Here is a 25,969-nt window from a genome sequence, read left to right on the forward strand (position 1 = left end):
TGGCAGCTATCAATTTAGAAGCTTTCCCAATCATCATCCTGGCCTGCCGCCGGGGCCGCAGGGCTGGCGGCAGGCTTGGCCGCGCCGGGCGCTGCCGGTGCCGAGGATGACGGCGCAGAGGCCGTTGCTGCGGGGCGGGACGCTGCCGCCAGCCGCGCCGTGGCCGCTGCGGGTGCAGGGCCGGCCACCTTGGCGGCGGGCCGCGGGCCGGGGGCTGGCGCTGCCCGGCGGGGCGCAGCAGGCGCGCGGGCCAGGGCCACGGCGCCCACGTTGAACACGGCCACCACCTCGGCCAGGCGCTGGGCCTGGTCGCGCATGGAGGCGGCAGCGGCGGTGGATTCCTCCACCAGCGCGGCGTTCTGCTGAGTCATCTGGTCCAGGTGCGTGACGGCCTGGTTCACCTGGGCGATGCCGTCGCGCTGCTCGGTGGACGATGCCGTGATCTCGCCGATCAGGTCGCTCACGCGCTGCACGCTGGCCACGATCTCCTGCATGCTCTGGCCGGCCTGCGCCACCTGGGCCGAGCCGACCTCGACGTTCTCCACCGACTTGCCGATCAGCGCCTTGATCTCCTTGGCGGCCTCGGCGCTGCGCTGGGCCAGGCTGCGCACCTCGCTGGCCACCACAGCAAAGCCGCGGCCCTGCTCGCCCGCGCGGGCGGCTTCCACGGCCGCGTTCAGCGCCAGGATGTTGGTCTGGAAGGCGATGCCGTCGATCACGCCGATGATGTCGTTGATCTTGCGCGAGCTGTCGGTGATCTGCTGCATGCTGGTGACCACCTGGCCCACCACTTCGCCGCCGCGCGCCGCGGCCTGGGCGGCCGAGCCGGCCAGCTGGTTGGCCTGGCGCGCCGTGTCGGCCGACTGGCTGACGGTGGCGGTGAGTTCTTCCATGCTGGCGGCGGTTTCCTCCAGGTTGGAGGCCGTCTGCTCCGTGCGGGCGGACAGGTCCTGGTTGCCGTTGGCAATCTCGATGGAGGCGGCCGACACCGATTCGACCCCCGTGCGCACCTCGCTGACCACGCCGCGCAAGCGCGCCGCCATGGCCGAGAGCGAACGCAGCATGTGGCCGAACTCGTCCTGGCGGGCCGACTGCAGCTCGCGCGTGAGGTCGCCGTCCGCAATCGCGTCCAGCGTCTGCACGGCACGGTTCAGCGGGTCGGTGATGGAGTGCACGAGCTTGCGCACCAGCAGCAGGATCACCACCACCACGGCGGCTGACACCGCCAGCCCCTGCAGGGCGAAGGCCACGCGCCGTTCGGCCGTCTCGGCGCGGATGGCGTCCCGGCGCTTTTGCAGCATGAGCACGAATTCGTCCTGCGCCTTGAGGTAGCTCGCCACCAGCGGAGTGAACTCGTTGTCGGCATAGCGCTGCGTCTCCACGGCGTCACCCGCGCCCTTGAGCTCCCACGTCTTGGCGGTGGCGGCCAGCACGCGCTTGCGGGCTTCCTGCACGTTGGCGAGGGCGGCTTTCTCCTCGGGCGCGGTGGCCGAGGCCACGACGCGCTCCTGGATCTTGTTGATGTTGCCGATGATTTCCTTGACCTTGGCGTCGTACTGCTGGGCCAGCACGGCATCGGTGGTCACGGCCCCGCCCATGACCATGGTGACGGCCGTTTCAGTGGCCCCGCGCCAGCGGATGGCCGTGGAGATGCGCTCCTCGATCTCCACCACCGTGTCCATGGCTTGCGACATGGAGTTGTTGGCCCGGTACTGCTGGAAGCTGGAGATCACCAGCATCGCCAGCATGAGCAGCAGGAAAGCGCCCCAGAGTTTGCGCGAGACACGGATGTTGTCGAGTTGCATAAAAAACGTCTTTCTTCCAAACCCGCAGGACAACGGGCCTATCTGCAATTCAGTTTACATGCGCTTACACCATTGACAAGCATTAACTTCCCAGGCAGCCATCTTGGCCCGACAGGCGGCGCCAGGGACAAACCCGTAGAATGAATCAGTGACTTACCTCAATGCCGACCTGCACTGCCATTCCAGGGTGTCCGACGGGACCATGTCGCCCGAGGATCTGGCGGCCCGCGCCAAGGCCAACGGCGTAGAGCTGTGGGCGCTGACCGACCACGACGAGGTCGGCGGCCAGCACCGCGCCCGGGCCGCGGCCCATGCCCAGGGCATGGCCTACCTCACCGGCACCGAAATTTCCGTCACCTTTGCCGACACCACGGTGCACATCGTGGGCCTGGGTTTCGACCCCGACGACGCGCAGCTGGCCCGCGGGCTGGCAGCCACCCGCGGCGGCCGTGCCGAGCGTGCCCAGGAAATGGCCGCCCAGCTGGCGCAGGTGGGCATCCGCGACGCGTTCGAGGGCGCGCTGAAGTTCGTGGGCAACCCCGACCTGATCTCGCGCACGCATTTCGCGCGCTACCTGGTGGAGACCGGCGTGTGCAAGGACACGGCCGAGGTGTTCCGCCGCTTCCTGACCGAAGGCAAGCCGGGCTACGTGCCGCACCGCTGGGCCACGCTGGGAGACGCCGTGCGCTGGATCACCGAGGCGGGCGGCATGGCCGTGATTGCGCACCCGGCCCGCTACCGCTTTACCGCCACCGAGGAATACGCGCTTTTCTCCGAATTCAAGCAGCACGGCGGACGCGGCGTGGAAGTCGTCACGGGCAGCCACACGGCGGCCGAGTTCGTCACCTATGCCGACATGGCGCAGGAGTTCGGCCTGGCCGCATCGCGCGGCAGCGACTTCCACAGCCCCGACGAATCGCACACCGACCTGGGCACGCTGCCCCCGCTGCCGGGCGCCCTCACGCCCGTGTGGGAATTGCTGGCCCACCGCATTCAGCGGCCTGCCGCCTGAGCAGGCGCGCGCCGCACCGACCTGCACCGCACCCATGGCCCAGTACTTCGAAGTCCACCCCGACAACCCGCAGCCGCGCCTGCTCAAGCAAGGCGCCATGCTGCTGCAAAAAGGCGGCATCCTGGCCGTGCCCACGGACTCGAGCTACGCGCTGGTCTGCCATCTGGACGACAAGGACGCGGCGGACCGCCTGCGCCGCATCCGCCAGGTGGACGAGAAGCACCACCTCACGCTGCTGTGCCGCGACCTGTCGGAGCTGGCCAATTACGCCCGCGTGGACAACCGCCAGTACCGCCTGCTCAAGCAGGCCACGCCCGGGCCGTACACCTTCATCCTGGAGGCCACCAAGGAAGTGCCCCGCCGGGTGAGCCACCCCTCGCGCAAGACCATCGGCCTGCGCGTGCCCGACCGCAAGGGTCTGCAGCTGCTGCTGGAGCTGCACGGCGCCCCGCTGCTGGCCACCACGCTGATCCCTGCGGGCGAGACCGAGCCGCTGAACGACCCGGAGGAGATCCGGGCGCGCTACGAAAAGGTGCTGGAAGCCATCGTGGACGCGGGCGCATGCCCGCTGGAGCCCACCACCGTCGTGGACCTGACGCCCATGGGCACGGGCGGCGACCCGGTGGTCGTACGCGAAGGCCGCGGCAGCTTGCAGGCGCTGGGGCTTTGAAGCTCGTGTAGAACCAACCGGTTTAGAGCCGGAACGCCCCCACCGCCTGCTCAAGGCCGCGGGCTTGCATGCTCAGCGAGGCCGCGGTGTCCACGGCACGCTGCACCAGCGCCGCCGTCTCCTGGGTGGTGCCATCCATGTGGGACACGGCGCCGTTCACATGGCCAATGGCCTCGCTCTGCTCGTGCAAGGCCGTGGAGATTTCCCCCAGCAGCGCGCTTACCTGACCCACGGCGGTGACGATCTCGGCCATGGTGGAGCCGGCCTGGCCCACCTGGCCGGCGCCGCTCTCCACCTGCTCGACGGAGGCGCTGATCAGCGCCTTGATTTCGCGCGCCGCCACGGCGCTGCGCTGCGCCAGGCTGCGCACCTCGCTCGCCACCACGGCAAAGCCCCGGCCCTGATCGCCCGCGCGGGCGGCCTCCACGGCGGCGTTCAGCGCCAGGATGTTGGTCTGGAATGCGATGCCTTCGATGACCTGGATGATGTCCACGATCTTGCGCGAGCTGCCGCTGATGGCCTGCATGGTGTGCACCACCTCGCCCACCACAGCGCCGCCCTGCTCGGCGATGGCCGAGGCCTTGACCGCCAGGCCGCTGGCGGAACGCGCGCGGTCGGCGTTCTGGCGCACCGTGGCGGTGAGCTGCTCCATGCTGGCCGCCGTCTGCGTGAGGGAGCTGACCTGGTCTTCGGCGCGCCGGGAGAGGTCGGTGTTGCCCTGTTCAATCTCCACCACCGACGCGGTGACCGCGTCGGTATCCTGCTTGATGCGCGTGACCAGGTCGGTCAGCGTGTCTTCCATGGTGCCCAGGGCATTCAGCAGCCGGCCGAAATCGCCCCGAAGCTCCGATTCGAATTCCTGGCTCAGGTCGCCCGATGCCACCGTCTCCGCAATCAGGATGGCCTGGTTGAGCGGCACCACGATGCTCTTGCGCAAGACGAAAACGGCCACCAGCGCCAGCACCAGCGCCACGCCGCTGCAGCCGATGACCCACCCGCGCGTGCTGTGCAGGTGCGCCAGCGCCGCCTGCGCCTGGGCCGTGGCCGTGCCGCCGCGCAGGGCCTGCTCGGCCTCGCCGATCCCGGACAACGCCGCGCCTGCAAGCCACAAGACCAGCAAGGCCATGCCCCCAAAAGCCAGCGCCAGGCGCGTTCCGATCTTCAGATGGTTCAGCATGTGGGGGGAGTCTCCGTAGGTATGTTGTCTTGTGAGAACGTGCTGCGATCTCGCACGGGTCGTCAACACGTTCTTCGTCTTGTCATGGCCGCCCCGCGGGGGCGCCTGGCGCACCGGGTGCGCCCGCACGATGCTAGCAACGATTGCCCGGCCGCGGCGCACTCCCGGTGTACGTACTACCCCCAATCGCGCCCGGGCGCTGGTTGACAATCTCACCGTAGGCCCGCTGCGGACGCTGGCCGCGGACCCTGCGCGCGGTCTGAGACAATCGGCGGGTGGACCTTGCCAACCTTATCCAAACCGTTCTGATCTACGCCCTGCCGGTGCTGTTTGCCATCACCGTGCACGAGGCGGCCCATGGCTATGCCGCGCGCCACTTTGGCGACAACACGGCCTACATGATGGGGCGCGTCACCCTCAACCCGATCAAGCACATTGATCCGGTGGGCACCATCCTGATGCCGCTGCTGCTGTACTTCGCAACGTCGGGCGCCTTCCTGTTCGGCTACGCCAAGCCGGTGCCGGTCAATTTCAGCAACCTGCGCAACCCCAAGCAGCACATGGTCTGGGTGGCGCTGGCCGGGCCGGCGTCCAACTTCTTCCAGGCCGTGGTCTGGGCCGTGCTGCTGGTGGCCCTGGTGGGGCTGGGCGTGGACGAACGCTTTTTCATCGAGATGGCGCGCGCCGGCGTGCTGGTCAACCTGGTCATGTGGGCGTTCAACCTGTTTCCGCTGCCGCCGCTGGACGGCGGACGCATCCTGGTGGGCCTGCTGCCCTGGCGCCAGGCGCACATGGTGTCGCGCATCGAGCCCTGGGGCTTTTTCATCGTCATGGGCCTGGTGATCGCCGGGGTGGTGGGCACCCTGTGGCTGCGCCCGCTGATGTCGCTGGGCTACAGCGCCATCAACCTGCTGCTCACCCCGCTCACGGCCCTGATCCGCTGAGCGCGCCTGGGACGCTTTTCTCCCTTCTTGTTGTTACTACGCAGTTTTCGTTTCCATGAGCACCACGCGCTACCTCACCGGCATCACCACCACGGGCACGCCCCACCTGGGCAACTTCGTGGGCTCCATCCGCCCCTCGGTGGCGGCCAGCCTCACGTCCGGCGTGCAAAGCTTTTACTTCCTGGCCGACTACCACGCGCTCATCAAGTGCGAGGACCCGGTGCGCATCCAGCGCTCCACGCTGGAGATCGCGGCCAGCTGGCTGGCGGCGGGGCTGAACCCCGAGCACGTCACCTTCTACCGCCAGTCCGACATCCCCGAGATTCCCGAGCTGACCTGGCTGCTGACCTGCGTGACCGGCAAGGGCCTGCTCAACCGCGCCCACGCCTACAAGGCCAGCATGGACAAGAACACCGCCGCCGGCCGCGAGCAAGATGATGGCGTGACCGCGGGCCTGTTCATGTACCCGGTGCTGATGGCCGCCGACATCCTGATGTTCAAGGCCCACAAGGTGCCCGTGGGGCGCGACCAGGTGCAGCACATCGAGATGGCGCGCGACATGGGTGCCAGCTTCAACCACCTGTACGGCGAGCACTTCGTGCTGCCCGAGGCGGCCATCGACGAGCACGTGGCCACACTGCCCGGGCTGGACGGGCGCAAGATGAGCAAGAGCTACGACAACACCATCCCGCTCTTCAGTTCGCGCGAGCAGCTCAAGAAACTCATTGGCTCCATCCTGACCGACTCGCGCGCGCCCGGCGAACCCAAGGAGACCGAGGGCTCCGCGCTGTTCCAGATCTACCAGGCCTTTGCCACCGCCGACGAAACCGACGCGCTGCGCAAGGCCTATGCCGACGGCATTGCCTGGGGCGACGCCAAGCAGGTGCTGTTCGAGCGTGTGGACCAGGTCATTGCCCCCATGCGCGCGCACTACGAGGAGCTGATGGCCCACCCAGCGCGCATCGAAACCACGCTGCTGGCCGGCGCGGAACGCGCCCGTGCCCTGGCCACGCCGTTCATCCGCGAACTGCGTGCCGCCGTGGGCCTGCGCAGCCTGGCACAGGCCGCCGCGCCGCAAAAGGCCGCCAAGGCGGCCAAGGCGGCGCTGCCTTCGTTCAAGCAGTACCGCGAGGCGGACGGCAAGTTCTACTTCAAGCTGGTGGACGCCGAGGGCCGCCTGCTGCTGCAAAGCACGGGCTTCGAGGCCCCCAAGGAAGCCGGCCAGGCCATCGCGCAGCTGCAAAAGAACCCTCAGGCGCTGCACGACCTGGCCCCGCGGCTGGTCCCGGTGGAAGGCGTGGCGCCCGCCGACGTGGCCGCCGCGCTGCAGGCCCTGGCCGACGCTGCCGCCGCCGCGTAGCCCCCCGGCGCCACGCCGGAGGCCACCACCGTGCCGGAAGGCCTGGCAGTCATTTTTTGATAGCAGCTAGCGCTTTCCCATCAAGCGCTGCGGTCCAAAATCACTGAAAATTTGCATCCGATGGCCCATGCCGCACTGCAGCCCTGGGCCGGGTGTGGCCAGCGCCGCGGCCTTGGCCGGGACTGCCACCACGAAGCGCCCGGGCCGCCCGTGCTGCGCATACACTGGCCTCCTGCACATTGGAGGCTCCGATGAAACTGACGCCTGCTGCCCTTGTCTGTGCAGCCGCCCTGCTGGCCGGCTGCGACAGTGCCACCCTGCCCCACCATCCTTCCGGCCCCATGGCATCCGGCCGCGACCGGACATTCAGTGTCCCCGTGCACGGGCTGGACACCTCGCCCGCCTATGCCGCCGCCACGCGCGAATGCCAGCAGCTCGCGTTGTTCCCCAAGCTGCTGCGCAACGACGGCTCGCGCCTGATCTTCGAGTGTGTGAGCGAGGCCCCTGACCGCCAACCCTGAGCGCCAGCCCCGAGCGTCACCCCGCAGCGCTGCCACCATGGCTCCGCCTCGCCGCTTTTCGCTCCGCAGCGCACCCCAGGCAGCCCGGTGGCTGGCCGCGGGATGGCTGCTCGCCTGCGCCGCGCCCTCCCACGGCGCAGGCCCCCCGGCGCCGCCTTCCACCTGGACCAACAGCCTCGGCATGGTCTTCCAGCGCATCCTGGCAGGCCGCTTCACCATGGGAGGCGTCGAGGCGCCAGAAGCCCTGGCGCAGGCCTATCCCGATCTGGAGTTCCGCCGTTTCACCGAACTGGCCGACGAAGGCCCGGCCCACACGGTGCAGATCACCCGAGCGTTCTACCTGGGCCGCCATGAAGTCACCGTGGGGCAGTTCCGCCGTTTTCTCGAAGCCTCGGGGTACCAGCCCGAATCGGAAGCCGACGGCACCGGCGGATACGGCTACAACCCCCAGTACGATCCCTCCACCACGCGGCGCGGCGATGCCTTCGAAGGACGCGACCCGCGGTACTCCTGGCGCAACCCGGGCTTTGCGCAGGGCGACGACCACCCGGTTGTCAACATCACCTGGAACGATGCCCAGGCCCTGGCGCGCTGGCTGACCCGCACCGAAGGCCACCGCTACCGCCTGCCCACCGAAGCCGAGTGGGAATACGCCTGCCGCGCCGGCACCCGCACCCGCTACCCGCACGGCGATGACCCCGGCGGCCTGCTGCGCACGGCCAACACTTTTGACCAGGAAGCCACCCCATTCTGGCCCCGCTGGCGCCAGCACGCCTTGCCCGGCAGCGACGGCTACGCCTTCACCGCCCCCGTAGGCAGCTACGCCCCCAACGCCTTCGGCCTGCACGACATGCTGGGCAACGCCTGGGAATGGGTATCCGACTGGCACGGGGACACCTACTACGCCCACGCTCCGCGCAAGGACCCGCAAGGCCCCGCCAGCGGCAGCGTGCGCGTGCGCCGCGGTGGGTCCTGGCACACTTGGGCGTTTTATGCCCGCTGCGGCTACCGCAACTGGAACACCCCCCAGACCCGCTATACGCTGGTAGGCATGCGGCTGGTGCGCGAAATCAGCCCTGTACGCGACACTCCGTCAACAAATGTCAAAACCAATATGCAGTAGCCTCGCATGACGCGGCCAACCGGCCGATATCGAAAATAATCGTCAACTGCATGTTCAAAGGAAGACACCATGCGCATCGCGGCGCTGGACGACGACGCACTCCAACTTGATCTCATCAAGCAGGCCACGGAAGCCATGGGCCATGCCTGCCACACCTATCTCCAGGGTGGCGACCTGCTGCGAGCGCTGCGCCGTGAGACCTTTGATCTGCTGATCGTGGACTGGGAACTGCCGGACATGGCGGGCCCGGAAGTGGTTCGCTGGGTGCGGCAGCACATCGGCCCGCAACTGCCGATCCTGTTCGTCACGAACCGTCAGACGGAGCGCGACATTGTCGAAGGGCTGGGCAGCGGGGCTGATGACTTCATGGTCAAACCCGTGCGCATTGGCGAGCTGACGGCCCGCGTGTCGGCCCTGCTGCGCCGTGCCTACCCCGCCACGACCGGAGGCGTCCAGGAGTTCGGACACTACCGCTTTCTCTCGGACACGCGGGCCATTGAAATCGACGGCGCCGCGGTGGAGCTGAAGAACCGCGAATACGAGCTGGCCCTGTTCCTCTTCCAGAACATGGGACGCCTGCTGTCGCGCGACCACCTCAAGGAAATCATCTGGGGCCAGGTGGGCGACGTCATGTCCCGGTCCCTGGACACCCACATCTCGCGCCTGCGCACCCTGCTGGACCTGCGGCCCTCCAACGGCTTCATCCTGTCCGCGGTGTACGGCGTGGGCTACCGTTTCGAAGCCATCGACGCCGAGCCAAAGACCTGAAAAGCCGTTCTTCCCCCACAACCCCGCCGTGCCCACCGGGCCGGCAATGCTTCGCCCGCCCGTGTGGCACGAAGGAGAATGACTTGGCAATGAACCCTGGCCGCCACCGCTGGACCTTGCGCGCCACGACCGCGCTGACACTCGCAGGCTTCGCGGGCCTGCCCTGGGCCGCGACCGACGCACGGACCGCGCCAGAAGCCCCGCAGCGCGACGAGATTGCCCACACAGTGCAACAGGGTGACACGCTGGAAGCCCTGGCCAGAACCTACCTCAACGCCCCCAGCCAATGGCCGTTGCTCCAGGTCCGCAACAAGGTCAGCGATCCGCGCCGGCTGCAGCCGGGCTCGGTGGTCTGGATTCCCGTGCGCTTGCAGCCGTCGGAGGCTGCGACGATCGCGTTTGTTCAAGGGCAAGCCACTTTGCGGCCGCACGGCGGCGGAGCCCCCGTGCCGGTGGCGCCCGGCGGGCGGGTGGAAGAAGGCTCGGTGCTGCAGGTCGGCCCAGATGCCTTCGTAGCCGTCAAGCTCGCCGACGGCACCGTGGTGCGGGTGCGGGCCCGCTCCGAGCTGCAACTGCGGCAGCTGCGCCGCCGTGGTCGCGCCGGCAGCCTGCAATCGGTGCTGGAAATGCGCAGCGGCGCCGTGGAATCCACGATCCCCCCTAACGGGGAGACCGCTCGCCGCTTTGAACTGCGCACCCCCCGTGCGGTGACGAGCGTGCGCGGCACACGCTACAGCGTGAGCGTGAACGAGGCCGGGCAAACCGTGGCCTCGGTGCTGGACGGCTCGGTGGCCGTTCAGTCCCGCCAGGGCGCGGCAGCCGACAGTGGCGGCGCGCTGCTGAGGCCGGGCCAGGGCTTGGCCGTTGCCTCCGATGGCACGCTGGGCGCCCCGCGGCCGCTGCTGCCGGCGCCCGATACCGGCCACCTCGTCGCCGTGCCGCAAGACGCCGGCACGGTGACCATCGACCTGCCAGCGCTCGCCGGCGCGGCGGCCTACGAAGCCCAGGTCGCCTACGACGCGGATTTCACCAAGGTATTGCGCCATGGCCGCTTTGCCGACAGCCACCTGCAGTGGCCGACCTTGGAGGACGGCACCTACTACCTGGCGGTCCGCGCGCTGGACGACGCAGGAATTCCCGGCCTCCCGGGCGTGTCGACGTTTTCCCTCAAGACCCGGCCGGTGCCCCCGCTGTACCAGCAGCCCGCCCCGGGCACCGTGCTGCCCACGGGCGCGGGCGAGCTGCGCTGCACGCAGGTGCCGGGGGTGAGCTGGTACCGCATCCAGGTGGCTGCCGACCCCGAGTTCACCCAGACCGCCCTGGACGCGCAGCGGCTGGCCGACTGCCGCCTGTCCCTGGCTTCGCTGCCGGCGGGCCGGTATTTCTGGCGCACCGCCAGCCAGTTGCCCACCCCCGCGCTGGATGAGGTGGACCAAGGGCCATTTGCGCAGCCGCAGCCTTTCACGGTTGCCGACCGCCCGGGCACCGTGCCCCTGAAGGCCCTGCAGGCGCAAGACGGCGACCCAGCCGTGCGCGTGCACTGGCCCGCCCAGCCGGGACAGCGGTTCCGCCTGCAACTGGCGGCAGCCGCCGATCCCGCGTTCGCCGACGTACTGCACGACACCGTGCTGGAGACCCCGGAATGGGCCGCCAGCCACCTCGCACCGGGCGAATACCTCGTGCGCATCCAGGTACTGGACCCCACAGGCCTGCAAAGCGATTTTTCGCAGCCGCGCCTGATCCGGGTGGGCTCGGGAATTCGCTCAGGGGGTGGCCTGCCGGTTTCGACCTCCGACGGCCAGCCGGTCAGCCGCCCTTGAGCGGCCGGCCTTTTCCGCGCCACGCCAGTTGACGCCGCGCTGCCCGCCGCCGCACCGCTAAGCCATGTGGAGCATCGCCCGCACCCGCAGCCTCCAGCGGCATATTGAATGGGCCTTGCTGTCCGCGGCCCTGCTGGGCCTGGTGGTTTGGCTCGGCACCAGCCTGGACCGCGTCAACCACATCGTGCAGGACGCGGGGCTGCGATGGGTTGCGCGGCCAACCCCTGACAATATCGTGATCGTGGCCATCGACGATGCCAGCATCGCCGCGATTGGCCGCTGGCCCTGGCGCCGGGCCTTGCATGCCGAGCTGATCTCGCGGATCAGCGCGCAGCAGCCGCTGGCCATCGGCATGGACGTCCTGTTCAACGAAGAAGACCTGGACTACCCCCAGGACGACGTGCTGCTGGCCGACGCGCTGTCGCGCAGCGGCCGCGTGGTACTGCCGGTGCTGCAGCGCGGCCATGGCCCGGCCGCAGACAGCTCCGACCTGCCCTGGCGCACCTTCGCCGACGCCGCAGCGGGCCTGGGCCATGTGTATGTGGCCCCCGACCCGGACGGCGTGGTGCGCAGCCTGTACCTGTCGGAAGGGCCGGCGGCAGCGCCGTGGCGCCACTTCAGCCTGGCGTTGCTGTGCGTTGCAGAGCCCTCCGCCCCCCCGTGCAGCACCCGGGAGCCCACTGCGCAGCCCGGCCAGGCCCATCCACCCTCCGTTCAGGGAAACGCCTGGCAGCGCGCAGACCGCCGCCTGATCGCCTATGGGGGCGGCCCCGGCCATTTCACCACCTACTCCTACATTGACGTACTCAGAGGCCAAGTGCCGCCCACCGCGTTCCAGGGCAAATACGTGCTGGTGGGCGCAGCCGCCTCCGGCCTGGGCGACATGTTCGCCACCCCGGTCGGCCACGAATCGCGCCTGATGCCGGGCGTGGAGGTGGTGGCCCATGTTTTGGATTCACGGCTGTCCGGTGTGCGCATCGACCCCGCCAGCCCGGTGCTGAACGCGGCCTTCAACCTGGTGCCCGTGGCGGTCGCACTGGTGGTGCTGCTGCTGGCCGGCCCGCTGGCAGGGCTGCTCACCTGCGCTGGGCTGGCCGCCGCCACGCTGCTGCTGAGCCTCGCGCTACCTGCCTGGGCGGGCCTGCAGTTTGCCCCGGCGGGCGCGCTGGCCGGTCTGGCCCTGGCCTACCCGCTGTGGAGCTGGCGGCGGCTCAGCGCCGCCGCGCATTTTCTGCGCCTGGAGCTGGACCGCCTGCAACGCGAGGGCCTGTCCCTGCGGCTGCCCGACGGTGCCAGCGACTCCCGCGATTTCCTGGAAAAACGCATCAATGCCGTGGAGCGCGCCTCCCGGCACCTGCGCGACCTGCACCATTTCGTCAGCGAAAGCCTGCAACAGTTGCCTACGCCCATCCTGGTTTGCGATCCCCAAGGGCGCATCCTCCTCACCAACGCAGCGGCCCGGCGGCACCTGGGCATCATGCACCCGGCAGCCAACCTGCAAGGCGAATCCGCGGTCGAACTGCTGCGCGACCTGGTCCTGCCCGGCACCGAACAGCCCCTGATCACGCACGACACGCTGCGCAACCGCAGCTTGCCGCGCCACACCGAGGCACGCGACGCCCAGGAGCGGAGCCTGCTGGTGCAATGCAGCCCCTTTACCGACCTGGCCCAGGCGGGCTGGCTGCTGACGCTGGTGGATCTGACGGAGATGCGGCGTGCACAGCTGCAGCGGGACCAGGCGCTGAACTTCATCTCGCATGACATCCGTGCGCCCAACGCCTCCATCTTGACCCTTCTTGAAATGCAGCGCGCCTACCCCGGGCACCTCGATTGCGCGGAGCTGGTGCAGCGCATCGAACGCTATGCACGCAAGTCGCTGAGCATGGCCGAGAGCTTCGTTCAGCTCGCAAGCGCCGAGTCGCAGGAGTACCGCCGGGAGCCGGTGGACCTGGTTGCCCTGCTGGCGGAGGCCGTGGACGACCTGTGGGCCCTCGCCAAGGAGCATGAGGTGGCGCTGGTCGTCACCCATGCGCCGGAAGCCGCGAACACCCTGGGAGACCGTGGCCTGCTGTCGCGAGCGGTGACCAACATCCTGCACAACGCCATCAAGTTCAGTCCCGCGGGCGGCACTGTGCGATGCGCCATCCTCGACCGGGGGAAATACTGGGCCGTCTCCGTTCGCGACGAAGGCCCCGGCATCGCCCCCGAGAAACAGGACCAACTGTTCGGCCCATTCAAACGGCTGCACGAGCGCAGCCACCCGGGCATTGCGGGTGTGGGACTGGGCCTGGCCCTGGTACGCACCGTGGTCGAGCGGCACGGCGGCGTGCTGCAGGTGAACAGCGAAGTAGGCCAAGGAGCGGAGTTCGTCCTGTTGCTTCCCGTGCAGGCCTAAAAACGTGTTCACGATCTCCCGGGGGTCGCGCGAGATCGTGAACACGTTCTAAAGCTTGGGTTCGTCCCCCCCGGGGCCGCGCTTTCGCGGCCCGTGCACGGTTCTGCTGGCACACGGCAGGCAAGGCGTTCCCCGCCTGAAACCAGCTACGCATGGGCCCGCAGCCTCTGCCGGCTTGAGGCGCAGCAAGGTGCTGCCAAATTTTGTACACTTTAGTTTCTTTTGTTTACATTTAGAGCACTTAAGTGACGCTTTTTGCGCGGGCACCGGGCTGCGAACGCTTGGCATGACGCCCCCTGTTTCCCTCTCAACGATGGCGCTGCGAGGCAGCGCACCCCGGAACCAACAGGCGCGCAGCGCCCCTTCTCCAAACGAAAAACGTGCCACAAGCCCGGGCACCGCAGCGCGGACCACGCGCTACATCCCGGTGCGCTGGAAATTCACGTTTGCGCTCCTGGCCGGGATCATGTGGATGGGTTTCTCCATCTACGCAGCGGACGCATGGATACGCGACCTGGGGCACGTGGTAAGTCCCTGGGTGGCCTACCCCGTGATCTATGGCATTGCCGTGGTTCCCGGCTTCATGAACGCCTTTCTGGTGGTCAGCCTGCTGCTGGACCGGCGCCCGGCCGCAAACCATGCCGTGGCGACGCTGCCGGGCCTCTCCATCCTGGTGGCGGCGTACAACGAAGAGGCCAACATCGCCTCCACCATCGAGAGCATTGCCCGCCAGCAGTACCCCGGGCCATTGCAGGTGCTGGTGATCAACGACGGCTCGACGGACGCCACCGCCCGGAAGCTGGCGCAGTTGGACTACCCCTGGCTCCAGGTGCTCAACCTGGAGCGCAACGTGGGCAAGGCCAACGCCCTGAACGCCGGGCTGAAGCTCGTCCGCCACCGGCTGACCGTGACGGTGGACGGCGACTCCTACCTGCACCACAACGCACTGAGCAACCTGGTGCGGCGCTACCTGAGCGACCCACCGACGACCCGGGCGGTCGCCGGCGCCGTGCTGGTGCGCAACTCGCGCAAGAACATGGTCACCGCCATCCAGGAATGGGACTACTTCCACGGCATCGCGGCCATCAAGCGCCTGCAGAGCCTGTACCAGGGCACGCTCGTGGCTCAGGGCGCGTTCTCCATCTATGACACAGCCCTGCTGCGGGAACTGGGCGGGTGGGCCCACACAGTGGGTGAAGACATCGTTCTGACCTGGGCGATCCTGGAGCGCGGACACCGCGTGGGCTTTGCGGAGAACGCCTGCCTCTTTACCAACGCGCCCGAAACCTGGCTGCAGTTCATACGCCAGCGCCAGCGCTGGTCGCGCGGCCTCGTTGAAGCCTTCAAGCTGCACTGGCGGCTGCTATTCAAGGCGCGCATGAGCACTTTGTTCATCTGGTGGAACCTGCTGTTTCCCTACATGGACCTGGTCTACACCTTCGCCTTTGTGCCGGGCCTGGTTCTCGCGCTGTTCGGCGTGTACTGGATCGCCGGACCGATGACGCTGCTGGTCCTGCCGCTGGCTATGATCGTCAACTACCTCATGTTTGCCGTCCAATCCAAGATGTTCATCGAACAAGGGCTCAAGGTCCGCCGCAATGTGCTGGGCTTCGTCTTCTATGCCTTGTTCTACAGCGTGGTGCTGCAGCCGGCCTGCGTGCTGGGCTACATCAAGGAACTGGTGAGCCGCTCCAAGAACTGGGGGACCAAATGACCGCGGCACGGCTGATCGCGGCACTGGCGATGCTGTCCGCCTGCGGAGCGCAGGCGCAGTCGGTGTCGGGTGCACTGTTCGCCAGCCACGACTCGGACGGCTTTCACGAGACCCGCCAGACCCTGGGGTACGCCAACGCTGCCGGCTGGGGTGCACGCGTGGGCGCGCTGCGCTACACCGCCCCCGGCTGGGCTGCCAGCGGCAACCTCGCCGAAGCCACGTACAAGCAGGCGAACAAGGAACGCACCATCGAAGCCCACCTGGGCACGGCCCGCATCGCCGGCACCAGCTATGTGGTCGGAGGCCTGGACTACATGGAGCAGCTCAGCCCCGCCACCGCCCTGGGCGTGAGCCTGGAGCGCGACCTGGTGAACTCCATCCGGGGCATCGACAGCGGCACCCATTTCACGGCGCTGGCGCTGGTGCTGGACCATGCGTTCTCCGAGCGGTTCAACGTCGGTATCGCGGCCGGCACGGCGCTGTTTTCCAACGACAACCACCGGCCCATGCTGCGCACGCGCTGGAACTACTCGCTGGATGAGCGCTATGGCCTGAACGCCTACGTCAAGACGCGCAACTACCACAACACGAACCCGTACCGCCCCGAGTATTTTTCGCCGGACCGCCTGCAAGAAGCATCCGCAGGCCTGTCGTCGCGGTTCGAGGTCGCCGAGGCCTTCGTGCTGAGCGCCAGCATCGACACAGGGCGGCAGCGCATCGACGGAGGTTCCGACCCGCTGTGGCGCGGCAGCCTCGGCATCGGCGCCCGCCGCCGCAGTGCCGTCCAATGGTTCGCTGGGCTCGAAGCCAGCAACGCCGCGCCATTGCTGTCCGGCCGCACGGGCTCGTACCGGTACACCAGCGCAACGGCCCGGGTCAGCATGCCGTTCTGAGGGCGTTTTTCCCAGCACGGGCCAGCCTTGCGCCCGGACTCCACCCTGCAAGAGGCCGCCGGGTGCTTTTGCCGGTCAAAGGAATTGCCTCGCCGCCCAGGCATAGGTGCTGGCCCCCTGGCGAACATAGGCCTCGTCCAGCAAGCCGGCGTGGAATCTGGTGAAGTCGGTCCGCCGCTCCGACCACCACAGATGCGCCCACAGATGCATGCTGAGCAATTGGCGGGGGATCATGGCTTTTTCCTCCAACAGGGCCCGGATGCCGGCAGGACTCACTCCGAAGTGGTAGAACCATTGACGCGGGGCGACACTCACATGTTGGGGCATTCGCTGCCAGAGCCGGGCCGCCAGTTGGCATGAATGCTTGCTCCATGTGCCGTCAAACACCTGCATCGCCTGCTCTTGCCAGTGCGATACAAACATGCTGCCAGGCTGCGAAAAGATGACGGCGTTGCACAACGATGGCTGCACAACGCCGTTGTCTCCGCGGTAGGCGTCCTCCTCGCCAAGCACGCATGCCTGCTCATAGAGGAAGTCGGGGAACGGCCTGACGAACAGGGTGTCCATGTCGGCATACACGCCGCCTTCCTCCCTGAGCAAGGACAGCCGGATGAAATCCGCTTCGTGTGCGTAGCTGATGCCCTGCCCGGCGATGACGCGCCCCTCCTCGGTGCGCCCGTAAAGTGCCTCGTTGAAGCCCGACGACCGCCGGTCATCGACGCCGCGCAGGTTCAGCCTGCCCTTGATCCGGTCCCACCAGGGCCCGAAAGGCTCATACCGCAAGTGGAGGCTGACTTCCTGGGGCTGGTTCACGGCGATACATGACGAGAGGCACAGGTAGTGGACCAGGTGAAATGGCTCTGTCTGCGGGCGCAAGCCAAAGATGAAGTGAAACCGCTTGTTCATGCTTCGGCGCCTCCCAGCAGACCCTGAACACGGAGGACAAATGCCGCCTCTGACAGTGCGTTGGCCACATGCCACTGGACCCTATCGCGATCACCGCCGTAGCCATCGCGGCGCAGCCAGACCTCTCTCATGGCCTGCGCCAGCGCTTGCACAAATCCGGCCGAGGAGTGCGGGCCCGCAAGCGCTTGCCACGCGGTGCCCAGCAGAAATTCAAGACTCCTTTCGGCTGGGCCTATCACCTCGTTGCCGACTTCGGCGGCATCGATCGCGCGCAATCCGAGGGCATCGCCGCTGCGCGGCACCAGCAAGGCGTTGCCGCAGGCGTGCAGCAGATCCCGTCCTGTGGAGTTCAGGTTCTTGTCCAACAAGACGATTTTCGGCCTGTCGTGCCCGCGCGACGAAGGCATCCCGGCCAGCAATCCTTCGACGAATTGCACAGCAGGCATCGGTGCGCCGTCCCGCAGGGGATCAACGAACTCCGGCGGGCATTGGACCACCAATGCCACATCGGCCTTCGTTTCCCCGTCAAATGCCAGCGAATAGGCCCTGAGCAAGTCTGCGCAACATTCCGACGAATGTGCGTCCAGCATGGCATAGAACACAAAGGTTTTTTCACCGACACCCATCATCTGCCGGAAAGCGGCAAGGCGTTCGACAGAAATGTCCTGCTGCACCGCAAGCCGGCGCACCGGAGGCAGGGCCTTGGTCAGCAAGCCGGGCTGATGTCGCAGCAATGGCTGCGCCAGGTCCTCATCAGGCAACCACACTTCGTCGGGATAGCTGCAATAGGGTGCGATCTGCTCCGCCAGCAGGAAGGGACTCGGCTCCAGGTACGCGATACGGCGGCCTTGCAGCGGTGCCAGCAGCGCGGGCCACCACTGGGGCGCAGTCATGGCGAGAGTCACACCGCCCCCGACAGGCTCACGCGTCGCCTGGAACAGGTCTCTCAGGTCCCCCAGGGCGCTGTCGATCTCGCTGATCCGCATCACCGCTTCAGCCGTCAAGGCCCTCGGCGCCAGGGTGGATGTAAACGCAATTGCCGCCCCCGGTGCGGCCAGCACCTGCCAGTACACAGGCACTTGCGCGTTAACGAGCGCCCGGACATACCGGATGGCAAGCAGGGACAGGTCGGGCTGTTGCGATGGCTCGCCGGGCGCCAGAAAACTGATGATCTGCATGTCAGGCTGCCATGGTGCCATGGTGCTTGGTTAGGGCATCAAGCTGCACATGGATGTCGAAGCCAAGCTGACGCAGCGCCCGGCAGACCCAGTAGTCCTCCGAAAGGTAGACGCCATCGACCACGCCCACCTGAAACACGTCGTACATCAGGGCGTTCTCGTCGTAGCTGCCGCGCAGGTTTGCTCTGGCTGGCGCATAGACGTCGCCTCGTGCGATCGCCTGCTCAACCAGGGCACCCACCGCCCGGCGGCTGAGCAGCAGCGCCGCCGTACCGACGTGCTCGACAAGGATCTGTTCGCCAGCCTCTCCAACACATTTGCCGACATTGAAGATGCGCTGCCCGTGCGGGTTGCGCCCCTTCAAGGCAACCGGTGCGCCAATGACGTCCCGCCGCTGCGCAAGCATGTGCCTGAGCCCGGCAGACTCCAAGCTCACGTCAGCATCAAGAAACAGCAGGTGCGTGCAGGACTGATTGGCCCAGAACAGCGAAAGCAGCGTATTACGCGCCCGCGTGATCAGACTCTCATTGCCGATGGTGGCCAAGGTGAACTCAATGCCTTCGCGCTGGTAGTTCAGCAGCGAATTCAGATAGTCCATGTGCAGCATGCCGCCATAGGCAGGCGTTGCAATCATGAGATGCGGCTTTTGCGGCGCGGCGGGCGCAGCCTGACTGTCGCTCATTGCGCCCCCTCCATCGGACGGTATTTTTCCCGGTGGCCGATCACCTGGCGCTGCACCTCCGCCATGCGGTGAAGCTGCACATCCGAGTTGGCGCGCAAGCTTTCAAGCAGCGCCACATTCTCAAGATAGTGCCGCCGTTCCATCTGCTCCACCGCGCGCGGATGCCATAGGTGCAGGGCCACACCGTTCCGCGCCGCGACCTGCATGTTCGCACGCTGGATCTTCAGGCTCAGCGCATCGTCTTCGCCGCCCCAGCCGACAAAGCGCTCATCCCAGCCGCCTACGTGATAGAAAGCATCGGCGCGGATGGCGAACATGCCACCACACAGGACCAGATGTTCGTTGCGGGCTTGGCGCCCGGGCCGTGGCGCTGGGCGAAAGCCATGCTCACCGCGGTGCACGCGCTCACTCTCCTCCTCCGAAAGGTCCAGCACGTCACGATAAGGCTTGGCGACAGGGCTGCGCTGTCCGCAAGCCTGGATCAGCGCCCGGACGCCACCGGCAACGATCAGATCGGCATCCGTGAAGACTGCAATGGACGCGCCCGAAACGCGCATGGCCACGTTCAAGCCCCACGATTTGTTGAACCGATGGGGGTTGTAGGCAAAAACGGCCTGATGGTTGCCGTGCGGCAATCCACCCTGCAATCGCGGATAGGAGTCTTGTTCAAGCACCAGCGCCTTGACGTCCGGCACCTCGTGCGCGAGCCATTGCAGCGTGGTCAGCAGATTTCTGCGCCGCTGAGGGCTCGTCTCACGATAGGTCATCAATATGGAAACATTCATTGCCTGCGAAGAGAGGATGAAAATTTGACGCTTGCCTCTCGGCAGCGCCAGTGCACAATGTCCAACAATATCATCCAGATACCGCGCCAGTAGCCAGATGAAAGAATTTAACTCATGCATGTGACCGGCATCATGGTGACATTCCCCAGCCGATTGGAAATGGCACAGCTGGCCATCGCCGATTTCTGCCGACAAAGCCATCCCGACCGGGATCTCCTGATCGCTCATGACGGGGATAATGCTTTTGACGATTTGCTGAGTCGCTGGGTTGCGCATGCTCCTGAGCGCACGGAAACCGCAACCAAAATCACAGTGCACCAGCTTGCGGCAGGCCATACCCTGGGATCGCTGAGAAACCAGGCCGTCAGCCTGGCGCAGGGTGATCTGGTTTGTCAATGGGATGACGATGACCGCTACCACCCCCTGCGCATAGCCTTGCAGCTCGAGGCGCTTCAGAAAGCGAACGCAGACTTCTGTTTCCTCAGCGACCAGCTGCACGGATTTGCCCAGGAGCGTACCCTGGTCTGGGATGACTGGAACAGCGAGGCCTATCCGCTGAACTTTGTCCAGGGCACCTTGCTTGGCAAGCGAGAGAAGATGCCAGCCTATCCGGAAGTTCCACGCGGAGAAGACACCGGGCTTTGCCTGGCGATACTCGCCGCCGGCCACGCCATCACCCGGCTGCGCCATTGCGGCTGGTGCTACATCTACACCTTTCACGGCAACAACGTCTGGAATGCCCATCATCACCACGCAATTTCAGAGTTGAAGCAAATGCCACTGGCTTTTGTGACGGCGAAGAAAGCGCAACTGCGTGCACGCATCGGCGAGTACAACGACCTTGTGCCATATACCCAGATCCGGGCCAGTGGGACGCTGGTGCAGTTGCAAATACCCTGACCCGGCCGCAAGCCTCACGCGCCTAGCATGAGCGCCTGCCATAGAAGGCGCGAGGGAGCCTATTTGGGCGATTGCGGCGCTGGCGAAATGCGGCGAGTGCCACGGTGACGAAAGAGGCCCGCCGAATATGCCCCCCACAAGGATGCGAGCACAACGGCCACCCCAATAAGCCATCAGCGCCGGCAAGTTAACAATTGTTAAAAAATCAACCGGGAGATTGCATCGTCGATTTTCCCGACTTCGGTGGATAATTTTTTACGCGGGATGGCCATAGCCCGGGCTGGGGATAAAACAAGCCAGTTCACAGATTCGCGTCGCCTGGGCCGGCTGGCTCGATACCCGCATCCCGCTGAGCTCCGATCTCCCTGCGCGTTCGCTTGCGTTGGGTGACACCCCGTTGCCGTGTCTAGCTTTGAATTAATCCAGTCCCATGCAGTCCAAGAGTCTTCAAGAATCCTCCGGCCCCTCGGGCACCGAGCTCTCCGCACCGGAGGAAGGAAGCTCGGCAAGCGGCCGGCTTTTGCGCCCGGCGCCTTCTGCCTTGGTTGCCCTGGGGTTGCTGGTCACCGCGGCATCCCAGACTGCAAAGGCCGGGCCTGCCGTCTACGATCAGGTGTTCGCCCCTTCGGGCGGCACGATCTCGGGAAGCCTGGGAACCAATGACAATCTGGACCCTGCACAGTCGCCTGTTTTCCAGGCCGCTCCAGCCCAGGTTGGCACTTTTACGCTGACTGATACTGCCACGGGCGCCTTCAGCTATGTCGCGCCGCCCAATCCGGGCGACACCGTCATGAACGACTGGCTTGGCTATTCTCTGGTAGAGGGTAGCAGCAGCAGTTCCGCATCCGTCAGTATCCAGATCAATCCCGCCAATCCCCAGGCACAGCCTGATGCCGCGACAACGGTTGCAGACAAGTCTGTCACTATTTTTCCCCTTAGCAATGACATTGGCGTGCAATTGAACACCGCGAATGTCATTGTTGATCTCTCACTCTTGGTTCAGCCCCAGCATGGAATGGTGGTCAGAAATCCTGATGAGAGCCAGTTTCCCAGCGGTCCGGCTTCTTTTGTCTACTATCCTGATCCCGGCTTTACAGGAGTCGACCGCTTTTATTACTCCCTTCTGAATACGGATGGGGCAGCACTGTACAAAACGTCCTTTGCACCGGTCAGTGTTACCGTGAATTCTTCTGGCGGTGCAACGAACCCTCCTGTTTCCGTGCCACCTTCTCCGCCAGCTCCTGTGGGCTCATATGCCGCGGCGGATGATGCCTATGGGCTGTACGCCGGCCAGTATATTCAGGCGAACGTCAAGGGAAATGACGATTTTCATCCTTCCGTGAGCTGGTACTCCATAGCGGCAGGTGCTGATGCAGACGTTGATGGCATCCTGGATCCGGGCTCGACTCCTGCGCATGCAGCAACGTTCACCATGGATTTCGCCGGGAGGTTCCTGTATGAACCTCAGCCGGGATTTTTCGGTACCGACCAGTTCAAATATGAATTGCGGCAAGGCTGGGTCGACTCCCAAGGAGCCAGCCACTCCAGCAATACTTTCGCGACCGTAAATATCACCGTCCTTTCTCGCGTGGTGGATGATGTGGCATCCGTCGTGGCAGGTCAGCAGCTCTCAGCGGGCGTTGCACCCAACGACCGGCTGGCCGGCATGGTGAGCGGCCAGTTCCACTCTACTTCGCAGCCAGCGCATGGCCAATTGGTTTCCTTTGATCCCAATACCGGCGCCTATGTTTATGTGCCCGACCCGGCTTATGTCGGTGTCGACGAGTTCCTCTATGAACTCGAAGAATTCGATGCACAGGGCAAGTCGTTGGCGAAATATCCCGGCAAGGTAACTATTACCGTCACTGCCGCGCCTCCGGTCGACCCGCCCGTCACGACGGTGCGACCCGTCCCCGCCCTAAGCGGATGGGGCGCAGCCAGCTTGTCCGCCTTGCTGGCCGGCATGGGCGTCTGGGTGCCCCGCCGCCGAAATGATCGCACCAACAAGCGAGAGTAGCCCCACCCGAGCGTGAAGGCGCGTCTGCCTCTCGGCAGCCCTGAGACTTCGCAAATGTCGGTTGCCATCAAATTCGTGGCTTCCGGCGCTTGACTGGGGTTGCGCCGCGGAACGGGATGGGCCGCAAGGCGGAAAGCGCCGCAATAGCCGGTGCTATTGCGAGCATTTGCAACGCCGCAGGCCACCCGAGACCGCAGATGCACACAGCGCGACGATTCGTGAAAAGGATGCGCGTGAACCAAGGCTGCCGTTTCGCCAACCCTGAGCCGCTGGCCTTTTGAAGCGATCGGAAGCTCGCGCTTTGAATCAATCGCTGTGCGCTTGCCCGCGCGTATGGCTACAGCCCACAAGTCTTGCGCCCCACCCGCCCCATCCGGCGGGCGCTCGCAGATCAGTACCGCTGGCGCACTGCCAGCAGAACAAGCATCAGCGCCAGCAGCCACACAGCCCCGGCCGACAGCACGGGCACCGGAGACACCAGATAGCCAATCCCTCCTGGGTCCACGATGGTGCCGTTGGCCGCCAAGTCGTCGTCGCCCAGCCCCCCATCCGTGATGCTGAAGGTGACGGTGGCGCCCGCAATCGTGGCGGGAAGAATGTACCAATGCGGCGCCGGCTCGGACGGGGTCGGGCCGTACTTCCAGTAGCGGCTGGCGGGGGGCACGGGCGACGGGTAGGTGATGGTCATGGTGATCGTCTCCCCCGCCCCACATTCCACAGCGCGGAAGTCAAAGAGTCCATGCGGAAAAGCCTCTCCGGGCGGCGCGCTGCCCGCAGGAGGGCTGTGCGCGTGCCCCGTCAGCGGTATGTACTGCGGCGTATCGAAAGAACAGGTGGCGCCACCACCAGTAAATGAAGCAGTGATAGCCCCCTCCCCCGTGGCCGACGGGCCGGTGTAGCTCCTGACAGGCACCAGCGCAAAGCTGGCCACGACCGTGCAGTCCGCCACAATCGCTGCCGTGGTGAAAGTATTGCCCGCCAGTGTGCCGCCGCAGGTGCCGCCCACACTGGCAGCGTAACCGGGCTGGGGCGCCAGCGAAAAAGTCAGCGAGGCCCCTTGGGCCACTGCCTGGGTGCCCGCCGGCACGATGGAGCCATTGCTTCCGGCGCTGGCGGTGACCTGGTAACTGCGGTTCACCAACACGCCCACGGTCGAGCCCACGCCCGCGAGGGATATTGCAGCCGGATTGGATGCGGCGTCGGCAAGGGTCCCGCCGTTGAGTTGCAGCGCACCCACGGCAATTCCATCGTTGTCGTTTTCACCGGCTGCGACCGTGTGGCGAAAGACGAGGGTCGCGCTGCCCGATCCAGCAACATAGTCGGCAAAAACACTGGCTGCGCCCACCGTGAGTTCGAGCCGGGGCGTGCCTGCGCTGGCGTCCACGGTCACGGGCTCGTCAAAGCTCACGCTGAAATCCATCGCCTGGCCGGTGAGGTAATTGCCGCTGGGGGGCGGTGCCACGGACACCACCCCAGGCGCCGCCGTGTCCACCAGGATGCCCGCCGTACTGCCCACGCCATTCAGGGCGGGCAGCGCATCATAGCCATCGGCGTGGATCGTGCCCGGGGGTGCCCCCAACGCACCCACGGCAATGCCATCGGCATCTATATCCCCGGGCTGAACGGTGTAGCGGAAGGTCAACTCCGTCCCCCCGGATCCTCCGAGGTAACTTGCGTTCACGCTGCCACTTCCCAGCGTGAGGCCCAGCGTTGGCGCTCCCACCACGGTAACGGGCTCGTCCCAATGCACGGCGAAATCCAGGTTCTGGCCCGCACGATAGGTGCCGCTTGCAGGCACCGATACCGACGTCACGCCCGGCGCCTTGTAGCTGAACATGAGATCGCCATTGTTGCCTTCATGGCTCGCAATCACCGGCCGGTCGCCCACCAGGCGCAGCGAGCTGTAGTAGCCGATGGAGCCCGCAGAAGCCACCACCTCGACCGTTGCGGCACTGCAAGCGACGTCAACGCAACTGGCCACCCGCAGATCGCTGCCGTTGCTATTGAAATAGCTGGCGATGGGCCTTCCATCAGACAACAGCCGCAAGGAAGCGTAAATACCGACGCCAACCGTCGTCTGGTCCAAAAAATGGATGGTGCTTGCCGTACAGGTGGCGTCCTGGCACTGCACGATTTTCGAGGCCGAGTTTCCGGCATATGCGACCACGGGGTTGCCGGCGGCATCCAGGCGCAGGGAGGGATAGAGCCCCGCAAAAGGGCCAGGATCCAGCGTGCGAATCAGCGGGGCGCTGCATGTGGGAGCGTTGCACGTTGCGATTTTGAGGCTGAAAGCGCCTCCGTCGAGGTAGGCGATGACGGGGTTGCCGGCGGCATTCAACTGCATTGAGCTGTACTCCCCCACAACCGAAGCACTACCGTCCACCACGGTGGTCGTGACCGAGGAGCACATCGGATCGGCGCAGACCGCGAGCTTCAAGTCCCGATTGGTCACGTCCCAGTACGACACCATGGGATTCCCCGCAGGCGAGAGCTGCAGGGAGGTGTACTGTCCGACATCTGCAGCGGAGTCATCAAGGATCACGGTGGTCACTGCGTCGCAACCGGGATCCGCGCAGATCGCCAGCTTGAGCCGTTGCCCCGTGCTGTCGTAGTAGCTCACCACCGGGTGGCCCGCTGCATTGAGAACGAGCGACCCATACCGCCCGACCGCACCGGCATTCAGGTCCAGGGTCTTCACGGTCGCCGCGCTGCACTGGCGATCAGCGCAAAACAGGATCTGAAGATCGGTGGTCGAAAAATCAAAAAATGAAATGATCGGCCGTTGCGCCGCATCAAGCGCCATCGAAATGAACAAGCCGGTGTAGCCGGTGGCATGCACCGCACGGGTGGCGAAGGCAGCACGGGCCTGTGGAATCGAGAGGAACCCTATCGCGAAGAGCAGAGCGAGAATGAGCCGCCCCCTTCTTGCAAGGTGCTTGATGAAAACCATGCTGACAACCTCCCGGTTTTGGCAAAATGCAGGCGGACACCCTCAATTGCCGCCGCGGCCATTCTCATTGATAGAGACGACGAATACCACCCCGGCGGATGTCCCCTTGCCCCATCGCGCCCAGGTGGGGCATGCCGCCAAGCCATCGCTCGCCCTCTGCACCCGGTCGTCACACCCACGAACGAGCGAAAAATCCCTGCTATACTCAAAGGCTTCGACACACAGGAGAGGTGGCAGAGTGGTCGAATGTACCTGACTCGAAATCAGGCGTAGTGGCAACACTACCGTGGGTTCGAATCCCACCCTCTCCGCCAGCATCAAGGCCCTGCAGCTATGGAAGACATAGCGC

General features: G+C 65.9%; 20 protein-coding genes and 1 tRNA gene. 14 read left to right on the forward strand and 7 right to left on the reverse strand.

The window, feature by feature from the left end; genetic code table 11:
• Positions 1 to 14: 14 nt before the first annotated feature.
• Positions 15 to 1,805 carry a methyl-accepting chemotaxis protein gene (locus tag ACOYR3_RS17905; protein WP_422843668.1) on the reverse strand — a complete coding sequence of 597 codons (1,791 nt, stop codon included), beginning with the start codon at positions 1,803 to 1,805 and terminating at the stop codon, positions 15 to 17.
• Positions 1,806 to 2,007: 202 nt separating this feature from the next.
• Here ACOYR3_RS17905 and ACOYR3_RS17910 point away from each other — a divergent pair, with 202 nt between their 5' ends.
• Complete coding sequence (locus tag ACOYR3_RS17910; RefSeq protein ID WP_422846616.1) at positions 2,008 to 2,817, forward strand: 3',5'-nucleoside bisphosphate phosphatase; 810 nt, start codon at positions 2,008 to 2,010, stop codon at positions 2,815 to 2,817.
• Positions 2,818 to 2,851: 34 nt separating this feature from the next.
• Positions 2,852 to 3,487 carry an L-threonylcarbamoyladenylate synthase gene (locus ACOYR3_RS17915; RefSeq protein WP_422843669.1) on the forward strand — a complete coding sequence of 212 codons (636 nt, stop codon included), beginning with the start codon at positions 2,852 to 2,854 and terminating at the stop codon, positions 3,485 to 3,487.
• A 22-nt stretch (positions 3,488 to 3,509) separates the two neighbouring features.
• Here the strand turns inward: ACOYR3_RS17915 and ACOYR3_RS17920 are convergent, their stop codons facing one another.
• Positions 3,510 to 4,664 carry a methyl-accepting chemotaxis protein gene (locus ACOYR3_RS17920; RefSeq protein WP_422843670.1) on the reverse strand — a complete coding sequence of 385 codons (1,155 nt, stop codon included), beginning with the start codon at positions 4,662 to 4,664 and terminating at the stop codon, positions 3,510 to 3,512.
• Between the two features lie 275 nt (positions 4,665 to 4,939).
• Here ACOYR3_RS17920 and ACOYR3_RS17925 point away from each other — a divergent pair, with 275 nt between their 5' ends.
• The 9 genes from ACOYR3_RS17925 to ACOYR3_RS17965 all read left to right on the forward strand — a co-directional run bounded on the left by ACOYR3_RS17925 (position 4,940) and on the right by ACOYR3_RS17965 (position 16,202).
• Positions 4,940 to 5,608 (forward strand): site-2 protease family protein, encoded by a 669-nt coding sequence (locus ACOYR3_RS17925; RefSeq protein ID WP_291489831.1) that lies wholly within the window; start codon positions 4,940 to 4,942, stop codon positions 5,606 to 5,608.
• A 55-nt stretch (positions 5,609 to 5,663) separates the two neighbouring features.
• Positions 5,664 to 6,968, forward strand: coding sequence for a tryptophan--tRNA ligase (locus ACOYR3_RS17930; protein ID WP_422843671.1), 1,305 nt, complete (start codon positions 5,664 to 5,666; stop codon positions 6,966 to 6,968).
• 251 nt (positions 6,969 to 7,219) lie between these two features.
• Positions 7,220 to 7,489, forward strand: a complete 270-nt coding sequence (locus tag ACOYR3_RS17935) for a hypothetical protein (protein WP_422843672.1) — start codon at positions 7,220 to 7,222, stop codon at positions 7,487 to 7,489.
• Positions 7,490 to 7,526: 37 nt separating this feature from the next.
• Complete coding sequence (locus ACOYR3_RS17940) at positions 7,527 to 8,612, forward strand: formylglycine-generating enzyme family protein (RefSeq protein ID WP_422843673.1); 1,086 nt, start codon at positions 7,527 to 7,529, stop codon at positions 8,610 to 8,612.
• 69 nt (positions 8,613 to 8,681) lie between these two features.
• Entirely contained in the window at positions 8,682 to 9,380 is a 699-nt protein-coding gene (locus ACOYR3_RS17945; RefSeq protein ID WP_422843674.1) for a response regulator transcription factor, read from the forward strand.
• An 89-nt stretch (positions 9,381 to 9,469) separates the two neighbouring features.
• Positions 9,470 to 11,200, forward strand: a complete 1,731-nt coding sequence (locus ACOYR3_RS17950) for a FecR domain-containing protein (RefSeq protein ID WP_422846617.1) — start codon at positions 9,470 to 9,472, stop codon at positions 11,198 to 11,200.
• 64 nt (positions 11,201 to 11,264) lie between these two features.
• Complete coding sequence (locus ACOYR3_RS17955) at positions 11,265 to 13,595, forward strand: CHASE2 domain-containing protein (protein ID WP_422843675.1); 2,331 nt, start codon at positions 11,265 to 11,267, stop codon at positions 13,593 to 13,595.
• A 472-nt stretch (positions 13,596 to 14,067) separates the two neighbouring features.
• Complete coding sequence (locus ACOYR3_RS17960) at positions 14,068 to 15,309, forward strand: glycosyltransferase (RefSeq protein ID WP_422843676.1); 1,242 nt, start codon at positions 14,068 to 14,070, stop codon at positions 15,307 to 15,309.
• The gene (locus ACOYR3_RS17965) at positions 15,306 to 16,202 is read left to right on the forward strand and encodes a hypothetical protein (protein ID WP_422843677.1); all 897 of its coding nucleotides are present in this window, start codon (positions 15,306 to 15,308) and stop codon (positions 16,200 to 16,202) included. The genes ACOYR3_RS17960 and ACOYR3_RS17965 overlap by 4 nt, the downstream gene beginning before the upstream one ends.
• A gap of 75 nt (positions 16,203 to 16,277) precedes the next feature.
• On the opposite strand, the gene ACOYR3_RS17970 is transcribed toward ACOYR3_RS17965, so the two are convergent.
• From ACOYR3_RS17970 to ACOYR3_RS17985, 4 genes are read right to left on the reverse strand one after another with little or no spacing between them, the layout of a single operon-like run.
• On the reverse strand, positions 16,278 to 17,108 hold the full coding sequence (locus ACOYR3_RS17970) for a glycosyltransferase (protein WP_422843678.1): 831 nt from the start codon (positions 17,106 to 17,108) through the stop codon (positions 16,278 to 16,280).
• A complete protein-coding gene (locus ACOYR3_RS17975) occupies positions 17,105 to 18,286 on the reverse strand; it encodes a hypothetical protein (protein ID WP_422843679.1) in 1,182 nt (393 codons plus the stop codon). Before ACOYR3_RS17975 ends, ACOYR3_RS17970 begins: the two co-directional genes overlap by 4 nt.
• 1 nt (position 18,287) lies before the next feature.
• Positions 18,288 to 18,968: a hypothetical protein gene (locus tag ACOYR3_RS17980; RefSeq protein ID WP_422843680.1), complete on the reverse strand. Its 681-nt coding sequence runs from the start codon at positions 18,966 to 18,968 to the stop codon at positions 18,288 to 18,290.
• Positions 18,965 to 19,873 (reverse strand): galactosyltransferase-related protein, encoded by a 909-nt coding sequence (locus tag ACOYR3_RS17985; protein WP_422843681.1) that lies wholly within the window; start codon positions 19,871 to 19,873, stop codon positions 18,965 to 18,967. The genes ACOYR3_RS17980 and ACOYR3_RS17985 overlap by 4 nt, the downstream gene beginning before the upstream one ends.
• Here ACOYR3_RS17985 and ACOYR3_RS17990 point away from each other — a divergent pair.
• Positions 19,868 to 20,653 (forward strand): glycosyltransferase, encoded by a 786-nt coding sequence (locus ACOYR3_RS17990; protein ID WP_422843682.1) that lies wholly within the window; start codon positions 19,868 to 19,870, stop codon positions 20,651 to 20,653. The two genes, ACOYR3_RS17985 and ACOYR3_RS17990, sit on opposite strands and share 6 nt — an antisense overlap.
• 430 nt (positions 20,654 to 21,083) lie before the next feature.
• Positions 21,084 to 22,670: an Ig-like domain-containing protein gene (locus ACOYR3_RS17995; RefSeq protein ID WP_422843683.1), complete on the forward strand. Its 1,587-nt coding sequence runs from the start codon at positions 21,084 to 21,086 to the stop codon at positions 22,668 to 22,670.
• 391 nt (positions 22,671 to 23,061) lie between these two features.
• Here the strand turns inward: ACOYR3_RS17995 and ACOYR3_RS18000 are convergent, their stop codons facing one another.
• Complete coding sequence (locus tag ACOYR3_RS18000; protein ID WP_422843684.1) at positions 23,062 to 25,620, reverse strand: choice-of-anchor U domain-containing protein; 2,559 nt, start codon at positions 25,618 to 25,620, stop codon at positions 23,062 to 23,064.
• A 224-nt stretch (positions 25,621 to 25,844) separates the two neighbouring features.
• Between ACOYR3_RS18000 and ACOYR3_RS18005 the strand changes: the two genes are divergently transcribed.
• Positions 25,845 to 25,934, forward strand: a tRNA-Ser gene (locus tag ACOYR3_RS18005).
• Positions 25,935 to 25,969 lie beyond the last annotated feature (35 nt).

Origin of the sequence: Acidovorax sp. M2(2025) (genome assembly GCF_049330835.1) — a bacterium.
Lineage (GTDB): Bacteria > Pseudomonadota > Gammaproteobacteria > Burkholderiales > Burkholderiaceae_C > Acidovorax.